The sequence below is a fragment of the Isoptericola sp. GX10416 genome, from assembly GCF_056590155.1.
This window is the reverse complement of record NZ_JBWPVO010000013.1, coordinates 1-17,913: the sequence shown is the minus strand read 5'-3', so window position 1 is coordinate 17,913 and position 17,913 is coordinate 1. Positions and strand designations below refer to the sequence as shown.

Here is a 17,913-nt window from a genome sequence, read left to right as displayed (position 1 = left end):
GAGAAAGCGGTTTCCCGACCTTACGACATGCCTCCGCGGTGTCAAGGCGGCGCCCGTCAGCGCTCGAAGCCCCACTCCCGGTCGGTGAGCATGCGCGCCACCGCGAGACCGATGGCCAGCGCCGCCACGACCAGCCCGGCCTCCACGGCATAGGCGAGAGCCTGCGTCGTCTCCCCGTTCGACAGGTAGTAGATCGACCGGAACGCCGTCGCGCCCGGCACCATGATGACGACGGCGGGCACCGAGACGGTCACCCGTGGCACGTTCATCCGCGGGGCGACGACGGCGGCGAGCAGGCCGACGACCAGCGCGGCCGCCGCGGCGGCAACCTGCGGTGCGACGTCGGCGTCGACGAGCCACAGGCGTCCCCCGTTCGCGACCATGCCGATCGCGGCCGCCGTCAACGCCATCGACCACGGGCTGTTGAACATGAGCGCGAAGCCGAGCACCCCGAGGAAGCTTGCGAGCAGCCGCAACCCCAGCAGCAACCCAGGGTCCAGCTCGGCGGGAGACTCCGGCACCGGCGTCAGGCCGACCGCCATCGACACGGCCCACAGCGCCAGCGCCGCCGACGTGAGGATCATCAGCGCGTACGACAGGCGGGCCAGACCGGCCGAGAAGTCGAGCTTGGCGAGGTCGAGCGCGCCCGTGACCAACGGGAACCCCGGCACCAGGAACAGCACGGCCGACACGTAGCCGGCCTCGTGGCTCGTGGCCGCTCCCCCGAACGCCCCGAGCAGCTCCAGGAACAGCACGTAGGTGAGGCTCGCGAGCGCGGCGGCGAGCATCGTCACCCCGAACTGGTTCCAGCCCCGGTGCACGAGCGTGCGACGCAGGAGCTGGCCGGCGCCCGCCGCGAAGAAGACCCCGACGAGCTCCACCACACCGCCGTTGTTGAGGAACGCGAAGGCCGCGCAGGCGATCGCCGCCCACAGCGCGTTCAACGGCGTCGGGTACAGCGGAGGCGTGGCCTGGATCCGGTCGAGCTCGCGCGTGGCGTCCTCGACGGTCACCGGCGCGCGGGCCTCGACGTCCTGCGCGAACCGCTCCAGGGCGCACAGCCGGTTCGCGTCGATCCCGACCGAGCGCACCTCCGTCACCTCGGTGCGGAAGCTGTTCTGCTGGTGCGACGTCGCGGTGATCTCGGTCAGCGTGACGTGCGCCCGGTGCGCGTCGATCCCCAGGGCGCGGGCCGTGCGGGCCATCGACGCCTTGACCCGGTACGAGCCGGTCCCCGCGGACAGCGACAGCGTGCCGACACGCAGCGCGACGCCGGAGCGTCGGATGAGCTCTGTCTCGGCGTCGTCGGGGGCCGTGGGCACGGGTCCATCCTCGCGGCGCGCGCACCGGAGCGCGCGGCGGCGCGGGCCGGCGCGCCGAGGGGGGGTGGGCGTCAGGCCTTGCCCGACGACGTCCCGCTCCCCTCCGTGCCGTGCTGCGGGGACGGCCGCACCTCGTCACGCAGGCGTCCCATCCGCTCGTCGAGCTCGGCCGCGACCCGCGCGGCGTCGTCGATCTCCGCGGCGATGTGGGGCGGGATCTCCGTGCGGTACTTGTAGTGGAGCTTGTGCTCCATGCTGGCCCAGAAGTCCATCGCGATCGTGCGGATCTGGAGCTCGACGGGCACGTGCTCGACGGTGCGGGACAGGAACACCGGCACCTCGACGATGAGGTGCAGCGACCGGTAGCCGCTGGGCTTGGGGCTTTCGATGTAGTCCTTGGTGGTGAGCAGCCGCAGGTCGGCCTGCGTGCTGAGCATCTCCGCGATCCAGTACGCGTCGGAGACGAAGCTGCAGGTGATGCGGATGCCCGCGATGTCGCGGATCTCGGCCCGGATCGCCGGGACGGTGAGCTCGGTGCCCTGGCGCAGCGCCTTGGTGACCAGGCTCTCGGGAGACTTCAGCCGGCTCCGCACGTGCTCGATCGGGCTGTAGTCGTAGACGCTCTCGAACTCCTGGCGCAGGATGTCGATCTTGGTCGACACCTCGGCGATGCCGAACTCGTACAGCATCTTCAGGTGCTGGAACTGGTCGCGCAGGTCGCGGAACCGGGCGAGGAACTCGGCGTTGCCCGCGACCGACGCCGGCAGCATGTCGCGGCCCGCGTCGGTGCGCAGCCAGGCGACGAGCTCCTGCTCGCTGTCGACCGGGTCCGCGTCCGTCGGGTCGTGCGCCGTGCCGTCGTCCACCGGGGCCCCCTGACTGCTCATGCCTCGTCAAACGCTACGCCGGTCGACGTCGTTCCGGGGGGTGATCGCGCGTGCCGGGCCGGGCCGCACCTGGGACGGAGGAGACCACCCGACTGAATGGTTTCGTATGTGGAGATGGCGTGATGGTGACGTGTCTGCTGCGTGAAGTCTGCGGAGAGCCGTTTCCTGTTCGTGACCTGAGCGCCACCAGTTCAAGGGCAGCCCATCCATCGTCCTTGACGAAGCGCGACGGCGTTGCCACCGGACGGTTCTGTGCCGCCTCCGCATGCACCCTGACCTGCGAGAACCGCCAGCCGGTGCCGACCTCGGGCGGACCCTGCGGCAAGGCCGGCGAGCGCTTGGCGTGAAGCGATGGTCGATGAACAATCTGGCAGAGGTCAAGGTATCCCCATCAGAGAATCACCAAACTGGGTCTTGCTTTACCGGGAAACCGCTCTCTAGGATCGAGAAACCGGTATCTCACGGTGATGGGTCCATCTGGGTGCCTGCTCCAACGTCGGAGCGGGACATGCTCGGGGCGACGTCGTCGGTGACGCGGTGCGGGCGTGGCCCGTGCCGTTGAATCGACGGCACGGATGCGACCGACCGCGAACCGGAGCGTGCACGACGACGTGGACGCCCGCACCCAGCGGGCCGCCGCCGAGCCGGGCGGGGAACCCACCGTCACGCACCTTCGGATCGCATCGAAGCTATGACCCGAAGTTCAACGACGAAGGTGAGACGACGATGAAACGTCCAGTCGCAGCCAAGCTCTTCGCGGCAGGTGCCTCCGTGGCCGTCGCGGGCGCGATCGGCATCACGGCCCTCATGCCGGCCTCGGCCAGCGTGACGGGAGACGCCACGGGGTTCGCCACCCAGAACGGCGGCACCACCGGTGGCGAGGGCGGCCAGACGGTGCGCGCCACGACCGGCACGCAGATCCACGAGGCGCTGTGCAACCGCGCCGCCGACGACACCCCGATCATCATCGAGGTCTCGGGCACCATCAACCACGGCAACACCTCCAAGGTGTCCGGAGACTCGTGCAACACCGCTGACGGTGTCATCGAGCTCAAGCAGGTCAGCAACGTCTCGATCGTCGGCGTCGGCAGCGGTGCCACGTTCGACCAGCTCGGCATCCACATCCGTGAGGCCGAGAACATCATCATCCAGAACGTGACGGTCAAGAACGTCAAGAAGTCGGGTTCCCCGACCTCCAACGGCGGCGACGCGATCGGCATGGAGTCCGGCGTCCGCAACGTGTGGGTCGACCACGTGTCGCTCGAGGCCTCGGGTGGCGAGTCGGCAGGCTTCGACGGCCTCTTCGACATGAAGGCCGACGTCAAGTACGTGACCCTGTCGTACTCGACGCTGAAGAACTCGGGCCGTGGTGGCCTCATCGGCTCCAGCGAGTCGGACCGCGCCAACGGGTTCGTCACGTTCCACCACAACCTGTACTCGAACCTCGACTCGCGCACCCCGCTGCTCCGCGGCGGCGTCGCGCACATGTACAACAACCACTACGTGAACCTCAACGAGTCGGGCATCAACTCCCGCGCCGGGGCCAAGGCCAAGGTCGAGGACAACTACTTCGAGGACTCGAAGGACGTGCTCGGCACGTTCTACACCGACCAGGCGGGCACCTGGGAGGTCGACGGCAACATCTTCGACAACATCACCTGGTCGGCGAAGAGCGGCGACAACCAGCCCGCAGGCCCCAACCCGGTCTCGACGACGTCCGTCTCCATCCCCTACTCGTACTCGCCCGACGCCGCGAACTGCGTCCCGTCGGTCGTGGCCGCCACGGCCGGTGCGAACAAGGGCATGAAGGTGTCGGACGGCTCGTGCACGCCGACGACGCCGGACCCGACCACCGGGCCCACGGAGGAGCCGACCGAGGAGCCTACGGAGGAGCCGACCGAGGAGCCGACGCCGGACCCGACGGGCCAGCCCAGCGGGACCAACCTGTCGCTCGGCGCGGGCGCTGACGGCTCGGGCAAGGCCAGCGGGACCGGCTACGGCAACGTCATCGACGGCAACGCGAGCACCTACTGGTCGCCCAGCAGCTCGACGGGCCGCGTGTCCGTCAAGTGGAGCTCCGCCACCACGGTGTCGTCCGTCGTCATCCGTGAGGCCTCCGGCGCGGTCGGCAACATCCGCGGCTGGAAGCTCACGAACAACGACACCGGGGCCACCCTGGCCACCGGCACCACGGCGGGCACGGCGTCGTTCGCCGCCACCTCGCTGAAGAAGATCAACTTCGAGATCACGAGCTCGTCCGGCACCCCGCGCGTCGCCGAGTTCGAGACCTACGCCGGTGGCTCGACCACCAACCCCACCCCGACGCCGGAGCCGACGGAGGAGCCCACCGAGGAGCCGACGCCGGACCCGACCGAGCAGCCCTCCGCTGACACGCTCTACGTCGCGACGAACGGCTCCGCCAGCGCGGCCGGCACCGAGGCCGCTCCCACGACGCTCGCCTCGGCGATCACCCGCGTCAAGCCGGGCGGCCAGATCCTGCTCAAGAGCGGCACGTACAACCTGTCGAGCACCATCACCATCCAGCCGGGCAACAACGGCTTGTCGAGCAAGCGCACGCTGCTCGCCGCGGCGTCGCCCAGCCAGAAGCCCGTGCTCAACTTCTCGGCCCAGGCCGAGAACTCCGCCAACCGTGGTCTCGCCATCGGCGGTGACTGGTGGCACGTCCGCGACATCATCGTCGAGCACGCTGGTGACAACGGCATCCTGCTGGGTGGCGACAACAACATCATCGAGCGGGTCGTGACCCGGCACAACGCGGACACCGGTCTGCAGATCGCGCGTCTCGTCGCCGGGGCTCCGTCCAGCGAGTGGCCGTCGAACAACCTCGTCGTCTCCTCCGAGTCGCACGACAACGTCGACTCGGACGGCGAAGACGCTGACGGCTTCGCCGCGAAGCTCACCGTCGGGCCGGGGAACGTGTTCCGCAACACCGTCTCGCACAACAACATCGACGACGGCTGGGACCTGTACACGAAGTCCGACACCGGTGCCATCGGCCCGGTGACGATCGAGAACTCGCTCGCCTACGAGAACGGCACGCTGTCGAACGGCGGCCAGGCCGGCAACGGTGACAAGAACGGGTTCAAGCTCGGTGGCGAGGACATCAAGGTCAACCACGTCGTGAAGAACTCCTACGCGGTGGACAACGGCAAGCACGGGTTCACGTTCAACTCGAACCCCGGCTCGATCACGATGTCCGGCAACGTCTCCGTCCGCAACGAGGAGCGCAACTTCTCGTTCGACGAGGGCACGCACGTCTTCACCAACAACACCTCGTGCGACTCCGGCTCGAACGACAAGACCGTCGGTACCGTCGGCAGCGGTAACCAGTTCGACACCGGGACCAACGGTTCGCGCTGCTCGAGCTACTCGGGCGACCTCTCCTGGTCGTTCGCCTCGGACGGCACGCTGCAGGTCAACTTCGGCTGACAGGCACCGGCTGATCCGATAGCAACACCCACGGGCGGAGCCCCGGACGACCTGGTTGGAGGTCGTCCGGGGCTCTGCCTCGTCGTGGGCGGTCCGGCGGCTCAGGAGATCGTGAAGGCGGACGTCTCCGCACCGTCGTGGACCCGCGCCTCGCGGTGCAGCCATCCGGAGTCAGGCCCGTCCGTCCCCAGGTACTCCTGGCGCAGGCGGACGTCGCACCGGTGGAACGTGTCGACCGAGCCCACACCGTCCAGGATCGTCGCCAGCGGGCCGCCGAGGTCCCCGCTGCCCTCGTCGTCGTACGTCCTCGGGGTGCAGCCGGAGACGTCGCCCTCGAGATGCACGACGACGCGTGGACCGCCGTAGAACGGCTCGGCGTAGAGCACGGCGACGACGATCCCCTCGACCGGGGGCTCGAAGGACACGCAGCCCGCGTGACCGGGACGCACGGTGCAGTGCCGTTCGGCGGGGCCCGCGGTCAACGAGCTGACCGGCACCGGGTCGGGCATCTGATGGGACCACGGCTCCGCGGCCTCGCGCGCCGACACCGGTGCGGGCAGGGCTGCCACCCCCAGTGCGGAGCCGACGACGATCGCTGCGACGGTGCGGACGTTGTTCGCCTGCTTCCGCGCCTGCCTCGTGTGCATGGGGGCCTCCTGTCCAGGAAAGAGCGTCGATGGTCTGCCCTGAAGGAGGCGGTGGTCGTCGGCAGCGATACCGGCTCGTTCCGGAATCACCCGGGCGGCAGGGCGACGTCAAGGTGTGCTTGACATGGGGAGCCGTGTTAACCCATGGTTGACACATGGACGAGTCTCGATCGGCGTACTCCGTCGCCACGGCACTGCTCGCGCGCGCGCAGGCGCTCGCCGGTGTCCTCCACCGCGAGGACAGCCAGGCCAACGCGTTGCAGCTCGTCGAGGCTGCGGCCGCCGTCAAGGCCGATGCGGACCGCCTGCTCGTGGCGAGCGTCGACGACGCGCGTCGCGTCGGCGCGACCTGGCAGGCGATCGGCACGACGCTGGGGATCTCCCGGCAGGCGGCGTACCAGAGATTCGGTCAGGCGGTGGATCCGAGAACGGGGAGGCCAGTGGTGAAGAGTGTTCCTGTCGAGATGGTGGACCGTGCGAGGTCTGTCTTCTCCCAGATCGCGCAGGGCGACGTCGAGGCCGTGTGCGACGAGTTCGACGAGCAGATGAGCGCGGCGATGACCCCGGCGGCCCTCGGTGACACCTGGGCGAGCGTGCTGGCAGCGGTCGGGCAGCTCGAGTCGACGGGTGATGCATCCGCCCACAGGGTCAACGGGATGTACGTCATCGACATACCGTTGGATTTCGAGGCGGGCTCGATGGTGGGCAAGGTGACGTTCCGCGAGTCCGGCGAGATCGCGGGACTGTTCATCCTGAACGCTCCTGCGTCGACCGAGGGCCCGGCGGGGGCCGCATGATGACGGCGCTCCGCACCGCTCCCCAGACGAGGGCCGCGCGCTGGGCCCTCCCTTCGTTCCTGATCGTGTCCTTCGTGCTGGCCTGGCTGTTCGCGCTGCCGCTGTACTTCGACGGCGGCCTGTCGAACCCTCTGACGCCGCTGCTGCTGATCGCGATCATGATCACCCCCGCCGCCGGTGTGCTGGTGGCGCGGCTCGTCGAAAGGGCTCCGGACAGCCTGTGGCGATCCGTCGCTATCGTCCCGCTGCGCCCGTGGCGCAGGGTGCTCGGAATGAGCCTGCTCGGTCTCGTCGGTGGGGCTGCGGTCGTCGTCGCCGGGGTGTTCGTCGCCGCGCTGTTCGGGCAGATCCAGCTCGATCTCACCCATTTCAGCGGCTACCAGGAGTCGGTGCGGGCCTTGGGCGTGGAGAGCCTGGCGCTCCCGGTGGGCACCCTGGTGGCGATCCAGCTGGCGGCGATCCCGTTGAACGCGCTGCTGAGCGCTCCTGCCGCGCTCGGCGAGGAGGTGGGTTGGCGTGGATGGCTGCTGCCGCGCCTGATGCCGCTCGGGCCGTGGCCGGCCCTCCTGATCACTGGCGTCGTCTGGGGCCTCTGGCATGCCCCGCTCATCCTTCTCGGGTACAACTTCGAGCGGCCTGGTGTCGACGGCCTCCTGATGATGGTCGTGGCGTGCGTGCTGCTGGGGGTCCTCCTGGGTTGGCTGCGGCTGCGGTCGGGGTCGATCTGGCCCCCGGTCCTCGCGCACGCCTCGTTCAACTCTGCAGCCTCCGTCTCCACCCTGCTGGCGGCTGCGGGCCAGGATGTCGACCTGGCCGGCGCAGGTCCTCTGGGCTGGCCGACCTGGATCGTGATGGGGATCCTGGTGCTCGTCCTCGCAGCAACGGGACAACTTCGCAAGAGTTCATTGACGGCGTTCCGGAGTTCATGACAGGCTGGCGCTCGTGGCAAGCAACGTGCAACCTCCCCCTCGGCGTGAGGAGTCGGATGTGACCGGCTCGAAGCCCGGTGTCCAGAAGACCAGCCGCGGGCAGGACCGTGCCAACAGCTCACCCTGGCTCTGGTGGGGTCTGCTGATCCCGATCGCCGGTGCGCTCGTGGCGATGGTCGCCGTCACCCTGTCCTGGGCGCCGAGGCTGCCGGGCGAGGTCGCGAACCAGTGGGCGGACGGACAGGTGACCACCGTGCGGTCGCTGCCCGCAACGATCGCCTCCCTGGCGCTGCCGGCCGCTGCCTTCTGGGCCGTCCTCGCCGGCTACGTCGCAGTGGGACGCCCCGCGACGGCCTGGGTCCGGCGAACGACGATCGGTGTTCTCGCGGCGCTGGTCGTCACCGTGACCTTGGCGCTGCCGATCGTCGTCGTGGCATCCCTGGGGGTCGCCGACCCGTGGCTTGCACCCGACCCAGGGCTGGCCTCGTTCGGCTCGGCCGCACTGATCGGTGCCGTCGTCGGGACGACGACCGGACTGCTGACCCGTCCTGCACCGACCACCGCACACGCTGGCACGCCACCGCAGGTGACGTCGAGCGCCACGACGGAGCACGTCTTCGTCGCTCCCCTGGCCGCCGCGGTGGCAGCGACCAGTGGAGTCCTGGTCGTGCTCGGCGCGACCGGGGTCGTCTGGTGGCCGGTGGCTTTCCTCGGAGGCGCCGGCGCAGCCGTCGCGCTGGTGGGGCTGCGATGGCGCGTCGCGGTCACCGGGACCGAGTTCGCCCTGGGACCCGTGGTGGGCCCCGGGGCCGTCACCGTGCGGCGAGAACCCGGTGCCAGCGCGCAGGTCGATGCCACGCGCCCCGCGTGGGGGCCGCTGGGGTGGGGCATCCACCTCAGCCGCGGAGGCTCCTCGCAGGTGCTCCTGGGCGGCGGGGACGTCCTCGTCCTGCGTCGCTCCGACGGCACGGAGCTCCGCGTGACCGTTCCCCGTGCCGCCGAGCTCGCCGCCGAGTTCCACCGGGATCGCGACTAGGCCGCACCACCTTCCCGTGACCATCCTCCGGGAGATCCGACTTCGCGACACACACTGACGTCTCGCGACCGCTGGGAACGGCTCCGACCCCCACGGAACTGCCGGGGCCAGCAGCTCAGCGGGAACCGGAACTGGAACCGGAGTCGGAGCCTGAGCCGGAGACCCGATCGACGATGGCGGGCAGCAGCACGGCGAGGTGACCGTCAGGCGAACGGGTCCGGCGTCAACGTGTACTTCGTCTGCAGGTACTCACCGATGCCCTCGGCACCGCCCTCGCGGCCGAGGCCGGACATCTTCCAGCCGCCGAAGGGTGCCGCGGCGTTCGACACGACGCCCATGTTGAGCCCCATCATGCCGGTGGCGAGCCGCTCGATCATGCGCTGTCCGCGCGACAGGCTCTCCGTGTAGACGTAGGACACGAGGCCGTACTCGGTGTCGTTCGCCAGGCGCACGGCCTCGTCCTCGTCGTCGAACGGGACGATCGCCAGGACCGGACCGAAGATCTCTTCGCGCAGGATCTCGCTGCCCGGCCGGACGTCGTCGAGCACCGTCGCGGCGAAGAACGAGCCGGGCCGGTCGAGCGCCTCGCCGCCGGTGCGCAGCGTGGCGCCGCGCTCGACGGCGTCGGCCACCAGGGAGGTCGCCTTGGCGACCGCGCGGTCGTCGATGAGCGGGCCGATGGTCACGCCGTCCTCGGTGCCGCGGCCGGTGGCGAACGACTCGACGCGCTCGGTGACGCGCCGCGTGAACTCCTCGACGACGGACCGGTGCACGATGAACCGGTTGGCCGCCGTGCAGGCCTGGCCGATGTTGCGGAACTTGGCGGCGATGGCGCCGTCGACGGCCTTGTCCAGGTCGGCGTCGTCGAAGACGACGAACGGGGCGTTGCCGCCGAGCTCCATCGAGGTGCGCAGCACGCCGTCAGCAGCCTGCTTCAGCAGCTTCTGCCCCACCGGCGTGGAGCCGGTGAACGACACCTTGCGCAGCCGCGGGTCGCTGAGGATCGCCTCGGAGACCGGCCCGGTCGAGGTCGTCGTGACGACGTTGAGCACGCCGTCCGGGAGCCCGGCGTCGGCGAGGATCTGTGCGAGGAACAGCGTGGTCAGCGGCGTGAGCGACGCGGGCTTGATCACCACGGTGCAGCCGGCGGCCAGCGCCGGCGCGATCTTGCGGGTCGCCATCGCCAGCGGGAAGTTCCACGGCGTGATGAGGAAGCACGGGCCCACCGGGTGCTGGGTGACGACCATGCGCCCTGTGCCCTCAGGGTTGGCGCCGTAGCGGCCCTGGATGCGCGGCGCCTCCTCGGCGAACCAGCGCAGGAACTCTCCGCCGTAGGTCACCTCGCCGCGTGCCTCCGTCAGCGGCTTGCCCATCTCGATCGTCATGAGCAGCGCGACGTCGTCGGCCCGCTCCTGCAGCAGGTCGAACGCCCGGCGCAGGATCTCGCCGCGCTTCCGGGCCGGGGTGGCGGCCCAGGCGTCGGCCGCGTCGCACGCCGCGTCCAGGGCGGCGACGCCGTCGGCCACCGAGGCGTCGGCGATCCGCTTGACGGTCTCGCCGGTTGACGGGTCGGCGACGCCGAGCGTCCTGCCGTCCGTGGCCGCGCGCCAGGCACCCCCGACGAACAGGCCGTCCGGCACCGAGGCCAGCAGGGCGGTCTCACGGGTCTCGCTCATCAGAACTCCTTCGTTCGTCGCGTTCGTCGCGTCCGCGGCGACACGCACCAGACTAGGCACGTCGGTCGGTCAGCACGGCCAGCAGGTCCCACTGGATCAGGCAGTCGCCGTCGAGGACGGCGGCCATCGCCTGGCGGGCCGGGCGGCACATAGAGCATGTCGCCGGTGGTCCAGCCCTGGCGAGGCTCGCCGGTCACCGTGAGACGCATCCTCAGATCGAGGGGGTCCGCGATCTCGTCGCCTGTGGTGAGCCACGGCCCGATCGGCCCGTGGGTGTCGAACGGCGTGCCGAAGGTGCACGGGCGGTCTTGTCGTTGACGCCGGTGGCGTCCGCCATCCGTGCGGTGTTGAGCACCTGGGCGGTCTGGCCCGCCGCGCGTTCGAGGATGAGTGGCAGAGCGTGGGCCTGGCGGACCCTTGACAGTTCTTGGACGTCGCGTTCCAGGGTGATGCGCACGTAGTCATCGATCCATCGTCCTCGGGCGCGGTCGTTCGTCGCGGCGAGCGCGAGCGGGAATCCGCCGAGAGCTACCTTGGTGGCGTACTCCTCGCGCGTCGTCTGTGAGGAGATCGTGGCAGCGGACTCGACGAGGGAGGCCGGGTCGGCCAGAAGCCTTGAGAGCAGGTCGGGGCGGGTTCGTGCGAGCTCGGACTGTGCCAGTGGCAGAAGCGGGAGCCGCTGGAGCCGGCCGGTGAGTGCCTGCGCCGCCCGGGGCAATGCTTCGTGCCGTGCGGAGCCGGTCAGGACGAACTGTCCGGGACGCCCGGAGATGTTGAGCCTCGCCTTGATGGCGTCGAGCACGATCGGGGCGTGCTGGTACTCGTCGATGAGGATGACCTGGTCGCCACCGATCATCGTGGCTGGGTCGCGGGCGACAGCTTCGCGGGTGTCGAGGTCGTCAAGGTCCAGGATCCGCCCGTCGACCGCGGTGGCCAGCTGGCGCAGCAGCGTCGACTTGCCCACGGCGCGCGGACCCTCCAGCAGGAGCACGGGGCTCTCGCGGTGGCGTTCGAGGGCGACCTCAAGGATCCGACGTGGTACCAGCTGGTCCGAGCCGCTCATCAGGCCAGATGAGGCGAAATCCGAAACTGCCGGGAGGTGAACTCCGAAACTGCCGACGCCCGAGCTGCGAGAGTGCCAGGAATCTGAACTCCGAAACTGCCATGGAGTGCTGTACTGAGGTCGCTAGGCTCGACGCATGGAGAACAGCCCGGCGTCGAACGCGCGCAACCCGCTCACCACCGGATTCCTCACCGTCGCGGTGATCGAGGGCGCGATCCTCGTCGCCGCCGTCGTGCTGCTGACCCTCGACGTCATCTCCATGCCCGTGTTCTTCGTGATCATCGTGGTCTGCATGGTCGTCTCGGCCGCTGCGATCCTCGCCATCGTGAAGAGGGTGCACCGGCAGGGCGCCGCCTCGACGACGGCGGGCGGCTCGGTGGAGCTGCCGTCCTCGGACGGTGCGGTCGAGCGACCGACGTCGGGCTCTACGATCGACCCCGACAAGCCGTTCAGCAGCTGACGTGAGCGACGACTCGACCGGTGCGCTCGCGGGTGCCTCGCACGGGCGCCCGGAGACCCCGGAGCAGCGCTCGGACCGCAACTGGAACGAGCTGCTGCAGGAGCTTCGCGTCCTGCAGACCGGGGTACAGATCCTCACGGGTTTCCTGCTGATCCTGCCGTTCCAGTCCCGCTTCGCGGAGCTGGACGACCTCCAGCGGGCCGTCTACCTGGTCGACGTGCTGCTGTGCATCGCGGCCACCGGGGTGTTCATCGCCCCGGTCGCGCTGCACCGAGCCCTGTTCCGCAAGCACCTGAAGACGTCGGTGGTCACGGGCGGTGACCGGTTCACCCGGGTGGGTCTGGTGCTGCTGGCGGTGGCGCTGTCCGCGACGACGATGCTGGTCTTCGACGTCGTGCTCGGCCGGGTCGAAGGGATCGTGGTGGGCGGTGCGGTCGCGTTCGTGCTGCTGGTCCTGTGGGCGGTGCTTCCGGTGGTGGTCGGACGTCGGCACTGACGTCGGCGCCGTCGGCGGAACGTTGCACGATCGTTGCCAGGAAAACCGCGGCAACCCCTGGATTGAAGCGCTTTCCATCCGGTAGGTTGCGGCGCGTGAGACGCAATGAAGCGAGCTGCCCCCGATTCGTCCGTACGCTCATGACCGCAGGTGCGGTCGTGCTGCTCGCCGCGGGCTGCGCGGGTGCCGACGAACCCGGTTCCGCCGGGAGTGAGTCGCCCTCGGCGCAGAGCAGCGCCAGCACCGCTCCGGCCGTCGCCAGCGCCTGCGAGGGTTCGGTGATGGTGGTTCCGGACGGCGAGCCGACCAAGGACGACAAGTACACGGCGATCGTCGTGTCCCGCGTCGGCGACGACGGCACCATCGAGGTGCGGGACCAGTGGGACCGCCAGGAGGACGCCGGGGTCAAGGCCGCCAAGGGCACCACCGCGGAGCAGCAGGCGATCATCGACGACGCCACCTCCGCCGGTCTGATCGGCTCGACCTCCGCTCCCCGTCTGGCGGACCCTCAGGAGCTCCTCGTCGGCAAGGCGAAGGGCAAGTACATCCAGTTCTCCTACACGACGCGGACGGTCGAGACGCTCGTGGTGTCGTGCGGAGACGGCAGCTCGCCGGTGGACGCCACGGCGACGAGCTTCAAGGTCGTCGAGACCGGGCTCGTGAACTGCAAGGACACGCCCGACCCGGTGAGCGAGTACATCGCGTCGAACGCGATCGCCACGTTCTGCGAGCGGGGCTGAGGAAGACCCGCGGGCCGGAGGCGGTCGCCTCCCGCCGTGCTGGACGATGGCACGGCAACCCGCGGGTCCCCGGTGGTCGCAGGCTTCAGCCCGCGACCACCTCACTGGTCCGAAGAGTCTTCACTTCTCGGATCACCTCCTTTCGGTTCGTCGGCGACGCTACGCCCGACGGCGGTGCGGTTCCAGGGAATTAGCCGCGCCGGTCAGTCGATCAGGTCCTGCCACTCCCCCGGGTAGTCGTCGAGCCACTGCTCGAACGACCGGGCCGGCCGCCCGACCAGCCGGGCGACGTCCGACGACACCCCGGCGAGCCGACCGGCGGCGATCGCCTCGTACGACGACACCCAGCCGGCGAGCTCCACGGCCGACGCACCGGACGACTTCCGGGAGGCGTAGGCCTCCTCGACGGTCTCCGCGTGGTACGTGATGGTGCGGCCGCCCGCCGTCGTGAGCAGGGCGGCGACCTCCTCCAGCGTGAGGGCCTGCGGGCCTGTCACGTCGTAGACGACGCCGTCGTGACGGGTGGGGCGCTCGTCCAGCAGGACGGCCGTCGCGACGTCGGCGACGTCGTCGTGCGAGACCGAGGCGACCCTGCCCCGCCCGGCCGGGCCGCGGATGACGCCGTCCGGACCGACGAACGACGCGACCGCCCGGTGGTAGAGGTTGTCCCGCAGCACCGTCCACCGCAGGCCGGAGGCCCGCAGGTGCTCCTCGGTGTGGAAGTGGTCCCGGGCGAACGTGAACACGGCGTCGGGTGCGGCGCCCACGAACGACACGTACACGAGCCGCTGGACTCCCGCGTCGACGGCCGCGTCGATGGCGGCGACGTGCTCCGTCACGCGGTCCGCGGACTCTCGGGCGCTCACGAGGAACACGGTGCCGACGCCGTCGAAGGCGGCGCGCATCCCGGCGGCGTCTGTGTAGCCGTCGCAGACGGCGACCTCGCACTCGGGCAGCGGCCTGCCGTCGCCCAGACCGGGCGCGCGCGCCGCGTCCCGGACGACGAGGCGTTGCCGTGCGCCCTCGGCGGCGAGGCGGAACGCCAACCGGGTGCCGAGGCGCCCGGAAGCACCGGTCACGGCGATGCGGTCGTCACCGATGAGTCCCATGCACCCACGCTACGCGCGGGGTGGTGCCGGCGCCCGGGATGCCCTCAGCGTCCCGTGAGGCGGCGCCACCAGGGGCGCCGCGGGCGCTGCGCCTCCGGCTCCGGTTCCGGTTCTGGCGGGGGGACGTACGCCAGGAACCACCGGCCGATCTCCCGCCAGACGACGTCGCGCACCTCGGGTGCCGAGAGGGTGACGTCGTGCAGGGCGTCCTCGACGCGGCACAGCGTGAGGACCCGGCCGAGGTCGACGGCACGACGGGCCACGCCCTCGACGTCGAGCACGCTGTCGGCGCGCAGCATGTCGGGGTTCCAGCGCACCGGTGCGATGGACCGCGTGGAGAGCAGCATCAGGACCGGCAGGTCGAGGTGCAGCCCGCGCGCCACGCGATCGTGGCCCGTGAAGATCGCCGAGAGCCAGGCCGGGGTGGCGCGCCAGCCGTCGTCGGGCCGCCAGGCCGGGTCGATGTCCCACGCGCCCTCGTACCGCGACGAGATCGACCGCGCGTAGAAGCCGAGGTCGACGTTGACGAGGTGGCGGCGCGGGGCGAGCGCCGCCTGCGCCCGGACCGTGGGCTCCAGCATCATGCGGCCCACGCGGCGGGTCTGGAACTCCAGCCACGGGCTGTTGAGCACGAGACCGTCGGCGCGTCCGGGGTTGTCGGCGGTCCACAGGCTGAGGACGAGCCCGCCCGTGGAGTGGCCCATGAGGATCAGGCGCCGGGCCGTCGTCGACCCCTCGCCGTGGCCGAGGACGGCGAGCGCGGCCTCGATGTCCTCGCCGTAGGTGTGCAGGTCGGTGACGAAGCCCGGCGTGTGGTGCTCGCGCAGGCTCCGGCCGTACTTGCGCAGGTCGAGGGCGTGGAAACGGACGCCGAGGCTCTCCCAGAAGTCCGCGAGGTGGGTCTGGAAGAAGTAGTCGACCCAGCCGTGCACGTACAGCAGGTCGACCCCGGCGTCGGGGCGCAGCGTGTCCGGGGCCGGGCGCACCAGGGTCGCGACGACGGAGCCCTCGAAGTCCGACGCCAGCTCCAGGGTCTGCTGCTCGTAGCCGGGCAGCACGTCCTGCACCCAGCGGCCCGGCGGCCCGGGCGCCTGCGGCTCGGTGGGTGGGACCGGTGGCGTCGGCGTGGCGGGCTGCGCGCCGGGGTGCACCTCGTCCATGCACGTGAACCTAGGTCGATCGCGGCGTCGCCGCGACCTGGGCGGCGGTGACCTCTCAGACGCCGCGCAGCAGGTCGGGGGTGGCCAGGAACGTCACGGGCACCTCGTCGACGACGTCGGCGAGCCGTTCGGCGAACAGGCGCATCCCCGCCTGCTCGCTGGGGAGGTGGCCGGCCACGACGAGGCCGGTACCCAGCACGCGGGCCGCGTCCGTCGCGTACGACGCCGTCTCCCACTCGTGCGCCTCCCCCACGACGACGGCGTCGACGTCGTCGCGCCGCAGCAGCGCGCGGTTGCGCGCGAACCCTCGGAACCCCAGGTCGAGGCCGACGCGCCGCACCGTGCGGTCCGGGTCGCCGGCGAACCGGGCCTGCGTGGAGCCGAGGCCGTGCGCGACGTGCGCGGCCAGGGCGTGCAGCGTCGTCGGGCCGATGTCGCACAGGGCGACGCCGTCCGCCGCAGCCTCGGGATCGAGCGTCCAGCCGAGCGCGCGGGCCGTGCCCGCGTCGACGCCGTCGGGCCGGACGTCGTGCCATGCGTCGTGCAGCCGCCACACGACGAGGTCGTGATCGGCGACGAACGCCGCCTTGGCGGCGTGCACCGGGTCGCGCTCGGCGACGAGGTCGGCGATCGAGTCGCCCTGGTGGTCGTAGTAGAGGGGTTCGTGGGTGACGACGACGTCGGCCCCGACGGCGACCGCGCGCTCCAGCACGTCCATGGTCGCCAGCGTGGTGACGACGACGCCGTGGACGACGGCGGCAGGGTCGCCCGCGACGATGCCGTCCACCCCGCCGGTGCGTGGTGGCGCGTCCAGGAGGGTCGCGGTGGCGCGGGTGACGAGGTCGGCGGCCGTCAGGGAGGTCACCGGCACACGCTACCGAAGCGGCATGATGGGGACATGAAGGTGTCGCGCCGCAGCCACGTGCCCCCGTTCGCCGTCATGGAGGTCCTGGCGGCCGCGAACGCGCGCCGAGCGGCGGGCCACGACGTCCTCAACCTGTGCGCCGGGGAGCCGTCGACCGGGGCTTCCGACGTGGTGCGCGAGCGGGCGGCCGACCTGCTGCGCAGCGCAGACCTCGGGTACACCGAGGCGATGGGCGTGCCCGCCCTGCGCACCCAGATCGCCGGCCACTACGAGCGCTGGTACGACGTCGAGGTCGACCCGGGGCGGATCGCCGTGACGACGGGGTCGAGCGGCGGCTTCGTGCTGGCGTTCCTGGCCTCGTTCGACGTCGGCGACCGGGTGGCGCTCGCCCGGCCGGGCTACCCGGCGTACAAGAACATCCTGGCCGCGCTGGGCTGCGAGGTCGTGGAGCTCGACTGCGGGCCCGAGACGCGCTACCAGCCGACCGTCTCGCAGCTCATGGGCGCCTACTACGACGGCGGGCTGGACGGGCTGATCGTGGCGTCGCCCGCGAACCCGACCGGGACGATGATCGCGCCGTCCGAGCTGGCGGCGGTGGCCGGCTGGTGCGCCGAGCACGACGTGCGGCTGATCAGCGACGAGATCTACCACGGCATCGCCTACAGCCAGGACGTCCAGCAGGCGACGGCGGCGAAGTACCTCGACTCCGGGGCGGTCGTCGTGAACTCGTTCTCGAAGTACTGGGCGATGACGGGCTGGCGGCTCGGCTGGCTCGTGCTGCCGGACGAGCTCGTCGCGCCGGTCGACGCCCTGGCCGGGAACGTCGCCCTCTCTCCCCCGGCCCTCGCGCAGCACGCCGGCGTCGCCGCCTTCACCACCGAGGGGTACGCGGCCGCGAGCGAGAACGTCGCCGCCTACGCGGCGTCGCGCGCGGCGCTGCTCGACCGCGTCGACGAGCTCGGATGGCGCCCCGTCGCCCCGGCCGACGGCGCCTTCTACCTCTACGGGAACATCGCCCGGTTCGGCATGGACTCCGTCACCTACTGCGCGCGGCTCCTCGCCGAGGCCGACGTCGCGATCACACCCGGTACCGACTTCGACGGGGAGCGCGGCCGCGACTGGGTGCGGCTCTCGTTCGCGGCGTCGCCGGACGTCGTCGCGCGCGCGGTGGACCGGATCGTGGCCTGGCAGGGCGGGCTCTAGGGCCTGTTTCGGAATGGGCTAGCGGCGGCTGATCCAGGCGAGGATGTCGTCAGCGATGGTCTTGGGATCAGCG

The 17,913-nt window shown here is 70.8% G+C and carries 17 protein-coding genes; 8 read left to right on the top strand and 9 right to left on the bottom strand.

Annotated features, from left to right (window positions below; all coding sequences use genetic code 11):
- Nucleotides 1–56: 56 nt before the first annotated feature.
- Nucleotides 57–1,322 carry a threonine/serine exporter family protein gene (locus ACWAT2_RS16225; protein WP_480049091.1) on the bottom strand — a complete coding sequence of 422 codons (1,266 nt, stop codon included), beginning with the start codon at nucleotides 1,320–1,322 and terminating at the stop codon, nucleotides 57–59.
- Nucleotides 1,323–1,393: 71 nt separating this feature from the next.
- Complete coding sequence (locus tag ACWAT2_RS16220) at nucleotides 1,394–2,209, bottom strand: GTP pyrophosphokinase (RefSeq protein WP_480049090.1); 816 nt, start codon at nucleotides 2,207–2,209, stop codon at nucleotides 1,394–1,396.
- A gap of 726 nt (nucleotides 2,210–2,935) precedes the next feature.
- Between ACWAT2_RS16220 and ACWAT2_RS16215 the strand changes: the two genes are divergently transcribed.
- A complete protein-coding gene (locus tag ACWAT2_RS16215; RefSeq protein ID WP_480049089.1) occupies nucleotides 2,936–5,659 on the top strand; it encodes a pectate lyase family protein in 2,724 nt (907 codons plus the stop codon).
- 101 nt (nucleotides 5,660–5,760) lie between these two features.
- On the opposite strand, the gene ACWAT2_RS16210 is transcribed toward ACWAT2_RS16215, so the two are convergent.
- Nucleotides 5,761–6,306 carry a hypothetical protein gene (locus ACWAT2_RS16210; RefSeq protein WP_480049088.1) on the bottom strand — a complete coding sequence of 182 codons (546 nt, stop codon included), beginning with the start codon at nucleotides 6,304–6,306 and terminating at the stop codon, nucleotides 5,761–5,763.
- A 155-nt stretch (nucleotides 6,307–6,461) separates the two neighbouring features.
- On the opposite strand from ACWAT2_RS16210, the gene ACWAT2_RS16205 reads away from it, so the two are divergent.
- The 3 genes from ACWAT2_RS16205 to ACWAT2_RS16195 all read left to right on the top strand — a co-directional run bounded on the left by ACWAT2_RS16205 (nucleotide 6,462) and on the right by ACWAT2_RS16195 (nucleotide 9,068).
- Nucleotides 6,462–7,103, top strand: coding sequence for a DUF3887 domain-containing protein (locus tag ACWAT2_RS16205; RefSeq protein WP_480049087.1), 642 nt, complete (start codon nucleotides 6,462–6,464; stop codon nucleotides 7,101–7,103).
- Between the two features lie 65 nt (nucleotides 7,104–7,168).
- The gene (locus tag ACWAT2_RS16200; protein WP_480049086.1) at nucleotides 7,169–8,032 is read left to right on the top strand and encodes a CPBP family intramembrane glutamic endopeptidase; all 864 of its coding nucleotides are present in this window, start codon (nucleotides 7,169–7,171) and stop codon (nucleotides 8,030–8,032) included.
- 58 nt (nucleotides 8,033–8,090) lie between these two features.
- Nucleotides 8,091–9,068, top strand: coding sequence for a hypothetical protein (locus ACWAT2_RS16195; protein ID WP_480049085.1), 978 nt, complete (start codon nucleotides 8,091–8,093; stop codon nucleotides 9,066–9,068).
- 203 nt (nucleotides 9,069–9,271) lie between these two features.
- Here the strand turns inward: ACWAT2_RS16195 and ACWAT2_RS16190 are convergent, their stop codons facing one another.
- Genes ACWAT2_RS16190 through ACWAT2_RS16180 form a run of 3 tightly spaced genes read right to left on the bottom strand, consistent with a single transcriptional unit; the run spans nucleotide 9,272 to nucleotide 11,807 of the window.
- Nucleotides 9,272–10,744: an NAD-dependent succinate-semialdehyde dehydrogenase gene (locus ACWAT2_RS16190; RefSeq protein ID WP_480049084.1), complete on the bottom strand. Its 1,473-nt coding sequence runs from the start codon at nucleotides 10,742–10,744 to the stop codon at nucleotides 9,272–9,274.
- Nucleotides 10,744–11,007, bottom strand: coding sequence for a fumarylacetoacetate hydrolase family protein (locus ACWAT2_RS16185; RefSeq protein ID WP_480049157.1), 264 nt, complete (start codon nucleotides 11,005–11,007; stop codon nucleotides 10,744–10,746). Before ACWAT2_RS16185 ends, ACWAT2_RS16190 begins: the two co-directional genes overlap by 1 nt.
- Nucleotides 10,956–11,807 (bottom strand): ATP-binding protein, encoded by an 852-nt coding sequence (locus ACWAT2_RS16180; RefSeq protein ID WP_480049083.1) that lies wholly within the window; start codon nucleotides 11,805–11,807, stop codon nucleotides 10,956–10,958. The genes ACWAT2_RS16185 and ACWAT2_RS16180 overlap by 52 nt, the downstream gene beginning before the upstream one ends.
- 136 nt (nucleotides 11,808–11,943) lie before the next feature.
- Between ACWAT2_RS16180 and ACWAT2_RS16175 the strand changes: the two genes are divergently transcribed.
- The 3 genes from ACWAT2_RS16175 (at nucleotide 11,944) to ACWAT2_RS16165 (ending at nucleotide 13,503) form a co-directional block, all read left to right on the top strand.
- Complete coding sequence (locus ACWAT2_RS16175) at nucleotides 11,944–12,267, top strand: hypothetical protein (RefSeq protein ID WP_480049082.1); 324 nt, start codon at nucleotides 11,944–11,946, stop codon at nucleotides 12,265–12,267.
- Nucleotide 12,268: 1 nt separating this feature from the next.
- Nucleotides 12,269–12,763, top strand: a complete 495-nt coding sequence (locus ACWAT2_RS16170) for a DUF6328 family protein (RefSeq protein ID WP_480049081.1) — start codon at nucleotides 12,269–12,271, stop codon at nucleotides 12,761–12,763.
- Nucleotides 12,764–12,903: 140 nt separating this feature from the next.
- Nucleotides 12,904–13,503 (top strand): hypothetical protein, encoded by a 600-nt coding sequence (locus tag ACWAT2_RS16165; protein ID WP_480049080.1) that lies wholly within the window; start codon nucleotides 12,904–12,906, stop codon nucleotides 13,501–13,503.
- A 203-nt stretch (nucleotides 13,504–13,706) separates the two neighbouring features.
- Here ACWAT2_RS16165 and ACWAT2_RS16160 read toward each other — a convergent pair whose 3' ends face one another.
- The 3 genes from ACWAT2_RS16160 to ACWAT2_RS16150 are packed head-to-tail and all read right to left on the bottom strand — an operon-like array spanning nucleotide 13,707 to nucleotide 16,637.
- Nucleotides 13,707–14,612 (bottom strand): SDR family oxidoreductase, encoded by a 906-nt coding sequence (locus ACWAT2_RS16160; RefSeq protein ID WP_480049079.1) that lies wholly within the window; start codon nucleotides 14,610–14,612, stop codon nucleotides 13,707–13,709.
- 44 nt (nucleotides 14,613–14,656) lie between these two features.
- Nucleotides 14,657–15,772, bottom strand: coding sequence for an alpha/beta hydrolase (locus ACWAT2_RS16155; protein WP_480049078.1), 1,116 nt, complete (start codon nucleotides 15,770–15,772; stop codon nucleotides 14,657–14,659).
- Between the two features lie 55 nt (nucleotides 15,773–15,827).
- Nucleotides 15,828–16,637, bottom strand: coding sequence for a Nif3-like dinuclear metal center hexameric protein (locus tag ACWAT2_RS16150; RefSeq protein ID WP_480049077.1), 810 nt, complete (start codon nucleotides 16,635–16,637; stop codon nucleotides 15,828–15,830).
- A gap of 33 nt (nucleotides 16,638–16,670) precedes the next feature.
- Here ACWAT2_RS16150 and ACWAT2_RS16145 point away from each other — a divergent pair, with 33 nt between their 5' ends.
- Nucleotides 16,671–17,840, top strand: a complete 1,170-nt coding sequence (locus ACWAT2_RS16145; protein ID WP_480049076.1) for a pyridoxal phosphate-dependent aminotransferase — start codon at nucleotides 16,671–16,673, stop codon at nucleotides 17,838–17,840.
- Nucleotides 17,841–17,913: the final 73 nt, after the last annotated feature.